At 70.7% G+C, this 14,993-nt stretch carries 11 protein-coding genes and 1 tRNA gene; 3 read left to right on the forward strand and 9 right to left on the reverse strand.

Annotated elements, in window-relative coordinates; all coding sequences use genetic code 11:
• The first annotated feature begins 562 nt into the window (after window positions 1-562).
• Window positions 563-2,896, forward strand: coding sequence for an ammonium transporter (gene amt, locus RIC11_RS01040; RefSeq protein ID WP_350207965.1), 2,334 nt, complete (start codon window positions 563-565; stop codon window positions 2,894-2,896).
• Window positions 2,893-4,209, forward strand: a complete 1,317-nt coding sequence (locus tag RIC11_RS01045; protein WP_350207966.1) for an HD domain-containing phosphohydrolase — start codon at window positions 2,893-2,895, stop codon at window positions 4,207-4,209. Before amt ends, RIC11_RS01045 begins: the two co-directional genes overlap by 4 nt.
• 226 nt (window positions 4,210-4,435) lie before the next feature.
• Here the strand turns inward: RIC11_RS01045 and RIC11_RS01050 are convergent.
• Window positions 4,436-4,517: transfer RNA gene (locus tag RIC11_RS01050), tRNA-Ser, on the reverse strand.
• A gap of 394 nt (window positions 4,518-4,911) precedes the next feature.
• On the opposite strand from RIC11_RS01050, the gene RIC11_RS01055 reads away from it, so the two are divergent.
• Window positions 4,912-5,235 carry a hypothetical protein gene (locus RIC11_RS01055; protein WP_350207967.1) on the forward strand — a complete coding sequence of 108 codons (324 nt, stop codon included), beginning with the start codon at window positions 4,912-4,914 and terminating at the stop codon, window positions 5,233-5,235.
• A gap of 13 nt (window positions 5,236-5,248) precedes the next feature.
• Here RIC11_RS01055 and RIC11_RS01060 read toward each other — a convergent pair whose 3' ends face one another.
• From RIC11_RS01060 to serA, 8 genes are all read right to left on the reverse strand, one after another.
• Window positions 5,249-6,694, reverse strand: a complete 1,446-nt coding sequence (locus RIC11_RS01060; RefSeq protein ID WP_350207968.1) for a (Fe-S)-binding protein — start codon at window positions 6,692-6,694, stop codon at window positions 5,249-5,251.
• Window positions 6,695-6,771: 77 nt separating this feature from the next.
• On the reverse strand, window positions 6,772-8,190 hold the full coding sequence (locus RIC11_RS01065; protein ID WP_350207969.1) for an FAD-binding oxidoreductase: 1,419 nt from the start codon (window positions 8,188-8,190) through the stop codon (window positions 6,772-6,774).
• An 88-nt stretch (window positions 8,191-8,278) separates the two neighbouring features.
• Window positions 8,279-10,009: a M14 family zinc carboxypeptidase gene (locus tag RIC11_RS01070; RefSeq protein WP_350207970.1), complete on the reverse strand. Its 1,731-nt coding sequence runs from the start codon at window positions 10,007-10,009 to the stop codon at window positions 8,279-8,281.
• 89 nt (window positions 10,010-10,098) lie between these two features.
• Complete coding sequence (locus tag RIC11_RS01075; RefSeq protein ID WP_350207971.1) at window positions 10,099-10,368, reverse strand: hypothetical protein; 270 nt, start codon at window positions 10,366-10,368, stop codon at window positions 10,099-10,101.
• Between the two features lie 203 nt (window positions 10,369-10,571).
• A complete protein-coding gene (locus RIC11_RS01080) occupies window positions 10,572-10,970 on the reverse strand; it encodes a hypothetical protein (RefSeq protein WP_350207972.1) in 399 nt (132 codons plus the stop codon).
• 171 nt (window positions 10,971-11,141) lie between these two features.
• A complete protein-coding gene (locus tag RIC11_RS01085) occupies window positions 11,142-12,242 on the reverse strand; it encodes a tRNA dihydrouridine synthase (protein ID WP_350207973.1) in 1,101 nt (366 codons plus the stop codon).
• A gap of 655 nt (window positions 12,243-12,897) precedes the next feature.
• On the reverse strand, window positions 12,898-13,140 hold the full coding sequence (locus tag RIC11_RS01090) for a BON domain-containing protein (protein ID WP_350207974.1): 243 nt from the start codon (window positions 13,138-13,140) through the stop codon (window positions 12,898-12,900).
• Window positions 13,141-13,368: 228 nt separating this feature from the next.
• Complete coding sequence (gene serA, locus RIC11_RS01095; RefSeq protein WP_350207975.1) at window positions 13,369-14,985, reverse strand: phosphoglycerate dehydrogenase; 1,617 nt, start codon at window positions 14,983-14,985, stop codon at window positions 13,369-13,371.
• Window positions 14,986-14,993 lie beyond the last annotated feature (8 nt).

Genomic DNA, 14,993 nt, shown 5'->3' on the forward strand with positions numbered 1-14,993 from the left:
GGAACGCTTGGTGTGATGTGATTCGAGGGGAGGGGCATCGCCGATCGGAACGTCGTCCTCCGGCGGGCTCTTGGCTCACTACCGACGCCCACGCCACGCGCGTAACCGACGAAGGGTCGATAGCGGCCGGCAGCGGTAACGGCTGCGTCGGAAGACTCTCGCGCTAATAAGAGTGCGACTACCCGCCCCGCGGGGGCGGCGTCGAGCGCGGAGCTAGAAAACAAGCATTAGGCAGATGCGGTGGTCCGCAAGCTTTCGAACGGGGCCTCTCTCGGGCCCATCGACGGCAACACCGTAATCCGCCGGTGCGGCCCGGTCAATCATTCCGCTCCACATCGCCGGCTGACGAGAGACCCCGTTGCAGTCGACGTCCGAGGCTCGCCACGGGCCGTTGGAACCGGCGCCACCGGCACGCTTGTTCTTCCCGGTCGTTCGGGTTCCTTGCAGTCCCGGTCCAGACGATCGTAGCGGCGAGCGGGAGCCGGAGGGGAGCTAAGGTTGCGGGATAGCGTGGCCGCCTCGGCGGGCCCATCCGCCAACCCTACGATTCCGTCCGTCCGCCATGGTGCGTCTGCGCCTGTTGCCGATCGCCATCCTCGGTCTGTTGGCCTGCCCTTGCCTGGCGCAGCCGGCGGGCGCCGCGGGGGGTGCGGCGGAGTCCGTCGACCTCCGCTCGTTGGTGGACCAGTCGTGGGTGCTGATGGCCGCCGGGTTGGTGCTGCTGATGCAGGCCGGGTTCCTGTGCCTCGAATCCGGGCTGTCGCGGGCGAAGAACGGCATCCATGTGGCGATGAAGAACCTGGCGGACTTTTGCCTGTCCGTCACGCTGTATTGGCTGTTCGGCTACGCGCTGATGTTCGGCGCGTCGTCGGCCGGCTGGTTCGGCGCCGACCACTTCGCCCTGGGCGCCGGCGCGAGCGCCTGGACGCTCACGTTCTTCTTGTTCCAAGCGACCTTCTGCGGCACCGCGACGACGATCGTGTCCGGCGCGGTCGCGGAGCGGATGCGGTTCAGCAGCTACCTGCTGGTCGCCACGCTGGTGTCGGGCGTCATCTACCCCTTGTTCGGCCACTGGGCGTGGGGCGGGGTCGTGCCTGGGTCGGGCGCGGGGTGGCTGGCATCGCTGGGCTTTATCGACTTTGCGGGGTCGACCGTGGTGCACTCGATCGGCGGCTGGGTCGCGCTGGCGGCGGTGCTGGTCATCGGGCCGCGCACGGGACGCTTCGGCGACGACGCGGCGCCGATGAACGGTCACAACCTGCCGCTGGCGATGCTCGGCGCGCTGATCCTGTGGTTCGGCTGGTTCGGCTTCAACGGCGGCAGCACCCTGTCGGTGGGCGGCGCCGTGCCGCTGATCCTCGTAAACACCTGCCTGTCGGCCGCCGCCGGTGGCGTGTTCGGCATCGCTTGCTCCTGGGCGTTCCTGAAGCGCGTCAACGCGATGGACGCCATCAACGGCGTGATCGCGGGCCTGGTCGGCATCACGGCCTGCTGCCACCTGCTCTCGCCCGCCGCGGCCGTGCTGGTCGGCGCGACCAGCTCGGCGCTGTGCTACGGCGGCATACGCCTGCTCGAGCGCCTGCGACTGGACGACACGATCGGCGCGGTGTCGGCCCACGGCGCGGCTGGCGCGTGGGGCACGCTGTGCGTCGCGCTGCTCGCGCCCGCGGGGTCGTGGGGCACGGGTCACGACCGGTGGACGCAGCTGGCGGTTCAGGCGGCCGGGGTGGGGGTCGCGTTCGTGTGGGCGTTCGGCTCGGCGCTGGTGGTGCTCTACCTCGTGAACCGGGTGCTCCCGCTCAGGGTGTCGGCCGAGGCGGAACGGCAGGGGCTGAACGTGGCCGAGCACGGCGCGTCGACCGAGGTGCTCGACCTGCTGACCGCGATGCAGCGGCAGGAGATCTCCGGCGATTTCTCCCGGTCGGTCGACGTCGAGCCGCACACCGAGGTCGGGCAGATCGCGGCTGGTTACAACCGCGTGCTCGAGAAGTTCAACAACGAGACCGAGCTGCTGAAACACGCCAAGTCGGAGACCGAGACCCTCAGCGCGAAACTGGTCGACGCCGCCCACCGCGCCGGCAAGGCGGAGATCGCGACCGACGTGCTCCACAACGTGGGGAACGTGCTCAACAGCGTGAACGTGTCGGCGGGGCTGGTCATGGAGCGGCTCGACTCGAAGCACGCGCAGCGGATCGCCCAGACGGCGGACCTGATCGCGGCGCACGTCGCCGAGCCGGGCCCCTTCTTCGCCGAAGGGGGCCGCGGCGCCGCGGTGCCGGGCTTCTTGCGTCAGCTGGCCGAGGGGCTCGAGAGCGATCTCACCGAGGCGACCCGCGAGCTCCGCGACGTGATCGACCGGCTCGACCACATCAAGGCGATCGTGGCCACGCAGCAAGACCACGCGGGCATGTCCGGCATGAAGGAGCCGGTCGACCTGCCGACCCTGATCGAGCAAGCCGAGACGCTGAACTCCAGTTCGTTCGACCGCCACGGCGTGCGGGTCGTGCGCGACTACGAGCCGGGCCTGCCAGAGGTCCTCGTCGAGAAGCAGAAGCTCTTGCAGATCGTCGTCAACCTGCTCCGCAACAGCAAAGAGGCCCTCGTCGCCGGGCGGACCGAGGGGCGGCGGATGACGATCACCCTCCGGCGCCACGGCGACGACGACGTGCTGATCCGGGTCGCCGACAACGGCGTGGGCATCGCCAGGGAGAACCTCGCCAAGATCTTCAACCACGGCTTCACGACCAAACACGACGGCCACGGCTTCGGCCTGCACAGCTGCGCGAACGCCGCGACCGAGATGGGCGGCTCGCTCTCCGGCGAGAGCGACGGCCCCGGCCGCGGCGCCACTTTCTCGTTGATCCTGCCACTCCAGCCGCAAGAGGCGCTCGCATGAACGCCGACTCGCAGCCGACACGCGTGCTCGTCGTCGACGACAACCCCGCCATCCACGACGACATCCGCAAGACGCTCTCCCCCCGCAAGGCCCAGCGCGCGCTCGACGCGGCCGCCGCCGAGTTGTTCGGCGAAGCCGCCGCCGCTGACGACGACGGCCCGCCGGTCCAGATCGACTCCGCTTACCAGGGGCAGGACGCGCTCCGCCTGGTGCAGGAAGCGGTCGCCGAGGGGCGGCCCTACCAGATCGCGTTCACCGACGTGCGGATGCCACCCGGCTGGGACGGCGTCGAGACGACGGGCAGGATGTTCGAAGCCGACCCGGCGCTGCAGGTGGTGCTGTGCACCGCGTACTCCGACTACTCGGTCGGCCAGATCGTGCAGCGGTTCGGCAAGACCGACCGGCTGCTGATCCTTAAGAAGCCCTTCGACATCGCCGAGGTCACGCTGCTGGCCGCCGCGCTGAGCGAGAAGTGGCGCCTGGCGCAAGAAGCCCGCCGCGTGATCGCGTCGCAGGGCGATCAGATCATCGACCTAGAGTCGGTGCTCAAGCTCGTGCAAGACTCCCACGCCATGCTCGAGAGCAAGGCCAGCAGCCTCACCGAGCGGTCCGACGCGCTCAGTTGCGAGCTGCAGCGGCGCACGGTCGAGGTGCTCGAGAGCTACGAGACCGCGGCGCTGGCGCTAGCGCAGCTCGCCGAGTCGCGGGACCCGGAGACCGGCGAGCACCTGGTCCGCATGCAGGAGGTCGCCCAGGTCATCGCGACGCGGCTGGCGACCGACGAGCGCTACGGCCACCAGATCACCGCCAAGTTCCTCTTCGACCTGCACCAAGCCACCCCGCTGCACGACATCGGCAAGGTGGGCATCCCCGACTCGATCTTGCTCAAGCCGGGGCGGCTGACGACCGGCGAGTTCGAGGTCATGAAGCGCCACACCCTGATCGGCGCCAGGGCGCTTGAGGGCCTTGTCTGCAAGGCGCCGGAAACCACCTTCTTGTCGATGGCGGCCGAGATCGCCTTGCACCACCACGAGCGTTGGGACGGCGGCGGCTACCCGCTGGGCATCCGGGGCGAGGTCATCCCGCTCTCGGCGCGGATCGCGGCGGTCGCCGACGTGTTCGACGCGCTGACCTCCGACCGCGTGTACAAGGACGCGATGCTCCCCGAGGAAGCCCGCGAACTCATCCAGGAGGGCGCAGGGAGCCAGTTCGACCCGGTCGTCGTCCAGGCGTTTCTTGATTGCTTCGAGCAATGCGTCGAGGTCCGCCATCGTGTCGATGGGCAGCGACCCGCGGCGCTGGCGGGCCCTTAGCGGTGACCGCGCCACAGATTGGGGCGTCGGAGATACGCGAAAGGTCCCGCGCGCCTGCGGTCGTTGAGCGCGGCGGCCCCCATCGGCGCGACGCTGCGGCTCGGCGGCTCAGCCGACCGGCTGGACCCCGGCGCGATCGCGATGCCACCAGGGCCTTCCCGAGGCCGCTTTACCGCTGGCCCCGCGGGACGGAGGCGCGACACGCGCCACCGTCAGCCCGAGACAGCGGAGGGCAAGGGATTCGAACCCTCAACCGGTTGCCCGGCAACTGATTTCGAGTCAGCCTGCTAACCATTCGCATACCCTCCGGCGACGCCCACGACACGCCGGGGCGGTCGTCGGTTCGCTCGATGTACGAAGGTAACTTTCGGCCCCCTTCCCTTCAACCGCCGCCCGTCCGAACCGGGGGCCGTGCGGCCTGCCCGACCGGCAAAAAGCGGCCGGGCGTCATAGGCCGTCGCGAGCGCGGTGCGATTCTGACGACTCTGCCCCTCAGGGGCGCCGCCAAGTGGGGGCCTCACGAAGCGCCGGCGAGCTGGTCGATCCCAAGCGAGAACACGAACACGCCCCTTCCGACCGCGGCGCCTGGATGGCCCATCGGCGGAGGGGACCGCAAGCGACCCGCCGCTACGGACCGAGCCAGGAGGGAGGGCTCCGCAGCCGAACACGCTGTCCGCGCTACCCGCACGGAGTGAGCCCCGCATGCCCGAAAAGACTATCCGCATCGTCACCCGCGGCGCCAACGGCGAGATCCGCAGCAAGGACTACCCGCACGTCGACTCGCTGCTGAGGATGCACACCCAGATCGGCATCGACGATTGTTCGACCGACCTGTCGCTGCGCGGCCTGCCGGTGGTCCGCGGCCTGATTGGGCCGATGCCCGACGGCAAGGGGATTGTCCGCTACGAGTCGCCCGAGGTCTTCGAGACGCTCACCAAGGAGTGGAGCGCGCCGCCCCCGAAGCGGAAGCGGGTCCGCAAGAAGCCGGCCGACACGGCGGAGCCCTCGCCCGCCCAGCCCTCCTGAGTAGCCGCGCCGGTCAATCCGACGCGTGGCAGGCCTCGGCGAGCAGCTCCATCGGGTGCGCCACCCGCGTGTGGGCGAGCGAGTCGTCGCCACGGCAAGCGAGGTTGAGCTGGTGCATGCAACCGGGATTCGCGGTCGCGACCACGTGCGGCCGCGCCGCGCGCAGGTGGGTGAGCTTCCGCTCGAGCAGCTTCGCCGCTTGCTCGGGCTGCGTGATCGTGTACACGCCCGCCGCGCCGCAGCACCAGTCGGACTCGGCCAGCGGAACGAAATCATAGCCCGGCAGCCGCCGCAGCAGTTCGACCGGCTGCGACACCACCTTCTGGCCGTGGCACAGGTGGCACGACGCGTCGTAGGTCAGGCGCTCCCGATCCGTGGCGGGCGGTGGCTCTGGTCCGTCGGCTCCCGCCGATGGATGAGGTCCGGCGGCGACCTGGAGCACCCGCTCGAGCCGTGACCGCGGCTCATCGGCTGCACGTGCGGTGTTGCCCACCAAGCCCCACACATACTCTTGCACGTCGCGGAGCTTCCGGTCCCACTCGTGCGCGACCGGTCCGTAGACGGGATCGTCGCCCAGCAGATCGCCGTAGTGGCGGAGGTGGCTGCCGCAGCCGCCCGAATTGCTGATGACCGCGTCGAGGCGATCGAGCGAGCAAACCCCGCCGGGGCGGAAAGGGTCGAGCGTGCGGCGGGCCATCTCTCGCGCGGCGGCGAGGTCGCCGTTGTGAGCGTGGAGCGAGCCGCAGCACGACTGGCGCCGCGGCGTGTGGACCTCGCACCCGGCGGCGAGCAGCACGTCGACCGTGGCGCGGTTCACCCGAGCGAACGAGATGTCTTGCACGCAGCCCGTCAGCACCGCGACACGCGCCCGGGGCTCAGCGGGCCACCAATCAGCCGGCGGCCGCTCGACTTCGCGGATCCGCTCGTCCGAGAACGGCGGGTCGATCGGCGGCGCCTGGGGCTCGAGCCGCCGCAGCGCGGGGGGCGCCAGCCGCATCACGCCGAGCCGGTACATCGCGCGCCGCACGGCTGGCTTCTGCTGGACCGCGACCGCGCGGGCCACGGTGCGCAGTAGCCGGGGGCGCGTCATCAGCAGCCGCAAGCCGAGCCAGCGGTAGACGCTCCGCGACGGGGTGTTGAGCAGCCCCTTCTCTTCGCTCGCCGCGCGGCTCGCTTCGAGGATCGACACGTACTCGACTCCCGCCGGGCAGGCCGTCTGGCAAGCGAGGCAACCGACACAGTAATCCATCTCCTCGGCGAACTCGCGGGTCACGTCGAGCTCGCCGTCCGCCACGGCCCGCGCCAGCGCAATCCGCCCCCGCGGGCTGGACCGCTCGCGTCCTGTTTCGACGTATGTCGGGCAGGTGGGCAGGCACAACCCGCAGTGCATGCACTGCTGGATCACCGAGTAATCGAGCTCGGTGACAGGGTTTTTCGCGGTGGGGCCTGGGTTCGGCATGGGTTGCAATCGCGGGAGCGAGCCGCCGCGGGCCGAGCGAGGCCGCTTGGTGTGTGGGCGCGGGCTCGGCTCGCGGGCTATTCGAAGATCTTGCCCGGGTTGAGCAGGCCGGCCGGGTCGAGCGACCGCTTCACCGTGCGCAACAGTTGGTAGCTGGCGTCGCCGAGTTGGCGGTGGAGGAAGGCTTTCTTCGCGAGGCCCACGCCGTGCTCGCCCGTGATCGTGCCGCCCCGACGCAGGGTCTCGTCGACGATCTCCGAGAGGGCCTGCTCGACGCGGTGCATCTCTTGCTCGTTCCGCTCGTCGGTGAGGAAGGTCGGGTGGAGGTTGCCGTCGCCCATGTGGCCGAACACGCCGATAAGCAAGTCGTGCCGCTCGGCGCACTCGGCGATGAACTTGACCATCGGCGCCAGCTCGCTGCGGGGGACCGTGACGTCTTCGAGGATTGTCGTGGGGCTGACCCGCGCGAGCGCCGAGAAGGCCGCGCGGCGGGCGGTGCGGAGCCGCTCGGCGTCGGCCTCGTCGCGCGCGGTCTCGACGCCGGTCGCCCCCGCGTCGACCAGCGCCTGGCGCATCGCCTCGCACTCTTCTTCGACGACGGCCGGGTGGCCGTCCGACTCCAGCAGCAGCAGCGCGGCCGCGTCGCGCGGGAGGCCGAGCCCCGCGTGGTCGTCCACGCAACGGATGGTCGTCTGGTCGAGGAACTCGACCGTGCAAGGCACGATCTGCCGCGCGATGATGTCCGACACGGCGGCGGCGGCGGCCTCCATCGTGGCGAAGGTGGCGGTCATCGTGCGCCGCGCCTTCGGGCGTGGCAGCAGCTTGAGGAGGACCTCGGTCACCACGCCGAGGGTGCCCTCCGAGCCGATGAATAGGTCCTTCAGGCTGTAGCCCGCGACGTCCTTCACGCACTGGTTGCCGAGCCAGACCTCTTGCCCATCGGCGAGCACCACGCGGAGGCCCATCACGTAGTCGCGCGTGACGCCGTACTTCAGGCCGCGCAGCCCGCCCGAGTTCTCCGCGACGTTGCCCCCGATGGTGCTGATCTTCTGCGATCCGGGATCGGGCGGGTAGAAGAGGCCGTGCTTGGCCGCCTCTTGGTCGATCCGCTGCGTGATGACGCCCGCTTCGACACGCATCGTCAGGTTGGCGGTGTCGACGTCGAGGATCTGGTCGAGGTGATTGAGGCCGAGCACCACGCCGCCGTCGACGGGCACGCTGCCCCCCGACAAGCCGGTGCCCGAGCCGCGCGTCACGAGCGGGACGCGCGCTCCAGCGACGGCCTTCACTATCGGCGCGACCTGCGATCGGTCGCGGGCGAAGACCACGCACGCGGGACGCTGCTTGATGGCCGCGGTGCCGTCGAACGCGTAGGGGGCCAGGTCGACCGCCTCGGTCAGGACGTTCTCGGCCCCCACCAGCCCGCGGAGCGTGTCGACCAATCCCGCGTCGGCGCGGTTGTGGCCGGCGGTCGTCGCGGGGGCGGAGCTCGTCATTGGGGAGTGGGTTAGCTGGATCCGAGAGCGGCTATGGAACCCGTCATCATACACCGCGCGACCGCGCGGCGCCGCGGGAGCGCGCGGGTCAGCGGTCGTCGGCGGCGCCGTCGGCGTGCCGCCGCAGCCACCGGCCGGGAGAATTGGGGCTCAGCCCGTCCGCGTCGAGCACCCGCCGGCCTCCCACGTAAACCGCCTCGGTCGAGTCGTCGCGGATGCGGTCGCCGTCGACCCGCACCAGCGCGATGTCGGCCACCGCCTTGAGCTGTATCCGCCCGCGGCGGCCCAGGCGTAACGCGGCGGCGACCCGCTTCACCTCGAGCAGCCAGTCCGACACGGTTGGCGGGGCGCCGTCGGCCCGGCGGGGCACGGCCTCCGGGTCGAGCGACGAGAGCCCGAGCCGCTCGGCCGCCGCGGCGATCAACGGGGGCATCTCGCCGAGAGTGGCCACCACGCCGGCGCTGATGGCGACCGTCAGCCGGTCGAGCGCCTCGGCGGCGTCGGGTTCCGGACCGTCCCAGCGGGCGACCAGAGCCGCGTGCAACGGCGGCACGTCGTGCATGGCTTGCACGATGGCCGCCTCGAAAGCGGGATCGGCCAGGTTGATGGGCACGAGCGTGGTGGTTACCCCCAGTCGGGCCAGCGTGTCCCAGTCCGCGGGGCTGTCATCGAACGCGCTCTCGGGCGCCTCGGCGAGGACGATCCGGCCGGGCAGCGCGATCGCCGGTGTTTCAACGGTGCTCAGGCCGCCTTCGTCTTCTAGGTCGCCGATCGCGGCGATAGAGCCGGCGGCTGGCTCGTCGCCCCCGGCGGTGCGGTCCGGGAAATCGACCCCGATATGACCGCGGCCCACGACAGCGATATCCTCGGCGCCAAGCTGCGCGACGCCGCCGACGGCAAACACTCGGTCAAACAGGTGGCGTGTCGAAGAGCGGGGCAGATCGGTGTAGTCGGCGGCGTCCGCGTCATCGATCCCGCCGGGCTCGCCCAGAGCGGTCGACGCGATCGCGTCGAGCGTCTGCACGAGCGCCGCAAAGTGGGCGCGCTCCATCGCGGCGAAGTCGTGATCAGGCCAGCCGCCTGCCTCCACCAGAACGGTCGCCACCCCGCGAGCTTGCGACCAGTCGCCCGAAGCACGCGGCATCCAATCGGCCGGGTAGCGCGAGACCCGTCCCTCGCAGTGCGGTGCGATCGCGCGGCGGAAGGTGGCCGCGACTTGCACCGCGCGACGGACCGAGTCGGTCTGGGTGTCGTCGGCGTCGACCGGCGGCACTTGCAGCGATGCCGAAGCCGGCCGACGCGGCGGGTCGGGCATCGCGCGGCGCGGGGGCTGGTTGTGCAGGTTGAAAGCGTAATCGGGCGTGAAGCCCTCGAACGCCGATCGCAGCGCCTGCGACTCGGCGGTGGCGAAGCGCCGGAAGTCGCGGTTGACATCGATCCCTTGGGCGTTGTGCCGCGTCTTGTGCTCGGCGCCGTCGGGGTTGAGCGGCGTGACGACCCCCACGGTCAGGCCCCTGCGGAGCCGCTCGCCCGAGCCGTCCGCTCGGGTCAGCAACCTGAGCAGGTTGAGCAGCGCGGTGGTGTGGGTCGGCTCGTCGCCGTGGATCTGGGACCAGAGCAGCACGCGAGTCGGGCCGCCGCCGACGGTGACCATCGCGATCGGCCTCCCCTGGAGCGACTCGCCCAGCCGCGTCCAATCGATCTCGACCGCCGCGTTCTTGCGGATCGACTCGATCGCCGCCGCGACCGCCGCAGGACGCCACCCGCCGGGCGGGCACGCGTAGGCGCATTGGGGGAGAAGGTCGTCCCAGTCGAGCATGGTTGATCGCGGTTGGGCGCGAGAGAAGGAGACACGCTCAGTGTCGCGGATCGCGGCCCCATCGGGAAGTCTCCGCCGGGCAGGGGCCATCACGCGGCGATCAACCGATCGCGATGATGGTGGAGCGTTTGGGCGGGCGTGAGCCCCGCGACGATGCGACCTTCGCTCCGCCACCGGTTCCGCCGCCACGCAAACACGGCGGTTACCGATTCGTCGGCTTCGGTGGCCGGCGCGAGCGCGACGAGCTCGCCCGTCGCCGCGTCGAGGGCCATGAGGGGCTCCACCGGCTGCAGCGCCGCGTTGGCCCCGTGCCGCGACAGCTCGGCCGAGAGCGAAGGGAACTCGTCCCGAAAAGCCAACGAAGCGCGCCGCACCTCGGCCCGGCCTTGCCGGGCTCTCTCCAATCCACGGCGGAGCCAGCGCCCTCCCCGATAGAGCGTGGCGCCGATCGCAACGCAGCAAAGCAGCCAGAGCAAGACCTTTGGCCCTCCGGACCGACGAATTGTTCAGCCTCTTGCGGTCACGCGGGTTCGAAATGGGGGCCCCGCGCCCCACCGCCTCCCTAGCGTGCCTCGCCGTTGCGCGGTCGGGCGAACGCCGGCGAGCCGGCGGGCGGGCCTTCAGCCGCGTAGCCGTGCGGCCAAGCCAGGACCCCGGACGGCCCTTCCGCCGGATTGTGCGACGACATCGGCCATTCGGCGCCGGCGCCCAGGCAGGCCGGCGCGGAGAACCCGGCATCGCGTGGCGGCGGCAGGAGGGGGGCCGGCAGCCGGCGGACGCGCTGCGCCGCGACCCGCGCCTTGTGGCGGGGGCCCAGCAGCATCGGCGCGTGGTAACCCGGCCCGAACCCTACGCCCAAGTACTGTTGCAGCGAGGTCGGCATGTTGAAGTGCCCCACCGCCCACAGCGGCGCCGGAGCGAGGCCGGCGCCCAGGGCAAGCAACATCGTGGCGATACGCATCGGCGGTGACCTCCCGGCGTCGGCCCCCGATCCGCGCGGAGCCACATTGAGAGGGATCGGCGCCCGCGGGGCGAGCGGCGGCGCCCGAAACCGGCGCCAGCGGCGCCCGAAGCGCGGGGGCGCTCGGGCCGCGCGGGTCGCGGCGAGTTTGCGGCGCGGCCCGCGTGTGGGCTAGACCAAGGCGGGCGCGGCGGGCGCCGGAGCGGTCGCCAGCGGGTTGGGCTCGTCGACCGTGGGGTGCACGCCGGGCAGGTCCTCGGCGTACCAGTGGTCGAGCACCTCGCGCCATTGCCCGGGGAGCTTCACGCGGACGAAATCCGCGCGGACCTCTGCCTGCCGCGGGTGGAGCTGCGAGTACTTGATCGCGAACTTGCGCATCCCCGGCACGCAGCGCTCGGCGCCGTAGAGCTCTTCGGCCATGCGGTAGTGTTCGGCGATCACGTCGCGCTGCTGGTGCAGCGACGGCGGTTCGGGCAGCGGCCGCCCGGCCGCCAGCTCGCGCGCCTGCTGGAAGACCCACGGGTTGCCGATCGCTCCGCGAGCGACCGTCACCCCGTCGACGCCCGTGTAGCGGATCATGTCGAGGCACGCCTGGGCGTCGAACAGGTCGCCGCTCCCGAGCACCGTGCGGCTGCCGGCGTGGGCCTTGAGCTCTCTGAGGAACTCCCAGCGAGACGGGCCCACATACTTCTGCGAAACCGTCCGCCCGTGCACGGTGACCGCCGCCACGCCGATCTCGAAAGCGCGATCGAAGATCTCGTAGAACTTGTCGCGGCTCTCGGGGGCGTCGTCGATGCCGCGACGCATCTTGACCGTGACGGGCTTCTCGGCCGGCGTGGCGTCGCGGACGCGCTGGATGATCTCGGCCGCCACTTCCGGTTGGCTCAGGTGGTACCCGCCGCGGCAACGGCCGAGGACTTTCTTCACGGGGCAACCGAAGTTGATGTCGATCACGTCAAACCCCGCGTCCGACAGCCGCTTCGCAGCCGGGCCGAACTGCTCCGGCTCGGCGCCCATCAGCTGGCCGCCGACGGGCGGCTCATCGGGACCGATGTGGAGCAGGTGGCGCGTCTTGCGGCGTATCTTCAGGTCGACGAGGAACTTGTCGAGCATCACCTCGCACAGCGTGTACGACGCCCCGTGCCGGCGGGCGAGGGTCCGCATCGGCGAGTCGCTGTAACCCGACAGAGCCGCCTGGACGATCGGGAAGCCGATCTCGATCGGACCGATCCAGAGCGGCTTTAGTGGCGTCGGCTGGGCGGGCTGTTGCATACGCGACAATTGTTTTTCTCCGGCGCGTGCGGTCAACCCGATCGGGCGGAACGTGCCGCAGCCGCAGCCGTGGGGCTGTACTGTTGCTCGCCCCGAGCCAACAGTCGCCTCCTCCCGAGAACGCCCTTGTGAACCGATATCGACCCGTTTTGGTTCACCTCGCCTGCTTCGCGGCGAGCTTCACGGCGGGGGGAAGAAGCACACCGGCGGCAGCTCAGAATGGCCGGCTGCATACCGGGCGACTACCCGCCTCGTCGGGGCCGACGCTCGATCCCAAGCGATGGGTGCGCGCCGAGGCGATCGCCGTCGGCGACCGATTCGTCCACCTCGTCAACGGCGAGGAGGCCCCGCGTTACCAGCGCCCGGCAGTCGGCGGCGGCGTGGTGCGGGCCGGGAGCCGGCCGAGTTCGCCGAGGGCAATCCGCTCACGTCGGATTACAGCGCACTGCAAGCGGGAGGCAACGGCGTCGACTCCGTCAAGGTCGAGCTGTGCGCCTCAACCCGTCGAGGGCGGCCCCGGATGAAGGCGGCCGCGAACGACAGCGTCGCCGAACGAAAGCGGCCGTTCCCCGCGGGCTTTGAAGGCCCCTTGCGTGGCTCGGCCGTCAAGGCACGAACCGCCGCCGCAAGGCGCCCGTTAACACCCGCGCCCGGCTCAGGTCCAGGCCACTTGGAGCAGGTTCTCGACCTGCTGGACCCCGTCGATCCGGCGGACGACCTCTTGGGCCATCTGCTTTTCGAAGAACGTGCCGACGTCGCCGTGGAGGCGGACGCGGCCCTCGCCCGCTTCAACTCGGACCCGCGCGCCGGCCACATAGGGGCTCGACTGGAGGGCGTTGTGGACGGATTTTTCCAACGGCGAGTCGGCCGTTGGGGCCGGAGCGAGTGCGATGGGCATGGTGCGAGCAGGCGAATCGAGAGTCGGGCGGGAGGCTCGCGAGCCGCCAGACGAGAGGCGCGGGCGCGCGAGGTGGACTGCCGAACTATCGGTCGCGGCGCGCTGCACGCCACACAGGGCCTCGATTCGCCCCACGAAAAATGGCGGCAAACGGCGCCGGTCGCGCGGGCGGCGCCGGTTGCGTCGCGGGCGCGGGACGAGTGCGGGCTCGGCGCCGGGCTTGCCGGCTTAGAGCCAAGCCGGCATCACCCCAGCGGCGGGCAGCTTGACGACGCGCGCGCTGCTGATCGCTTCGAGGCCGCGGATCGCGTCGAGGCCGTCGGCGGGGACCTCGCCGTCGACGTTCAGAACGCCGATCGCGTCGCCGCCGGGCTTGTTGCGGCCGACGGCCATCTGCGCGATGTTCACGCCGTGCTGACCAAGCACGGTGCCGATCGAACCGATGATGCCGGGCACGTCCTTGTGCGTGAAAATGATCAGGCAGCCGTCGAGGAAGGCCTCCAGCCGATAGCCGTCGATCTGCACGAGCCGGGGCATGTCCTCGCCGAGCAGCGTGGCGGACAGCGAGTGGGAGGCTTCGCCGGTGGCCACGTCGACGGTCATCGACGAGCGGAACGCCCCCTGCTGGCTGGCCGTCTCGGTGACGAGCTGGATCCCACGCTCGGTCAACAGCGACTCGGCGTTGATCAGGTTGACCTCGTCGCCCATGGCGTGCTCGAGCAGGCCGACGGCGAACGCCGCGTTGAGGATCTTGGTGTCGCGGCCGGCCAACTCGCCGCGGTAGATGATCCGGCACGAGCCGACGCCGCTGGGCGTGAGGCCCTCGGCCAGGCAGCCGAGACGGTGGGCGACGTTGATGTACCCCTTGAGCGAGGCGATCGTCTTCGGGTCGAGCGCCGCGGCGTTCACCGCGCACCTGATCGCGCCGGTGGTCAGGAACGCCGTGAGCAGCTCGACCGCCTCGACGGCGACCTGCGTCTGGGCCTCCTCGGTACTGGCGCCCAAATGCGGCGTGCAAACCACGCCCGGCATGCCGAACAGGGGGCTCTCGGTGCAGGGCTCGTCCGGGTAGACGTCCAGCGCGACGCCGGCCAGCTTGCCCGACTCGAGGCCGCGCACGAGGGCCGCCTCGTCGTAGATGCCGCCCCGCGCGCAGTTGATCAGGCGGGCGCCGGGCTTGATGACCTCCAGCTGCGCGTCGGAGATCATGCCGCGGGTCTCGTCCGTGAGCGGCGTGTGCACCGTCAGGTAGTCGACCCGCGGCAGCATGTCGTCCACCTTCTCGACCAGCTCGATCCCGAGCGACTTCGCGTGGTCGGCCGACATGAACGGGTCGTAGCCGACGAGGTCCATCTCCAGAGCACGGGCGCGCGACGCGACCGCCTGGCCGATCCGCCCGAGGCCGACCACGCCGAGCGTCTTGCCGGCGACCTGGGTCCCCATGAACTTCTTGCGGTCCCACCGTCCCTCGATCAGCGATTGGTACGCGGGCGCCACGTTGCGGCTCATCGCGAGCATCAGCGCGATGGCGTGCTCCGCGGTGCTGATGGTGTTGCCGGCCGGCGTGTTCATCACCACGATGCCCGCGCGTGTGCACGAGGGCTTGTCGATGTTGTCCGTGCCGACGCCGGCGCGGACAACGGCCTTCAAGCGGGTGTTGCCCTCGATGACGTCGGGCGTGAGCTTCACGCCGCTGCGGCAGATGGCGCCGTCGAACTCGTTCAGCGCGGCCTTGAGCTGCTCGCCCTTCAGGCCGGTGCGGACCTCGTAGGTGACGCCGCTGGCCGCTTCGAGTTTGTCGAGCCCTTCTTGAGCGAGGTCGTCGAGCACTAAGACGCTGGGCATTGGAGAGG

The sequence above is a fragment of the Botrimarina sp. genome (genome assembly GCF_040219535.1).
GTDB lineage: Bacteria > Planctomycetota > Planctomycetia > Pirellulales > Lacipirellulaceae > Botrimarina.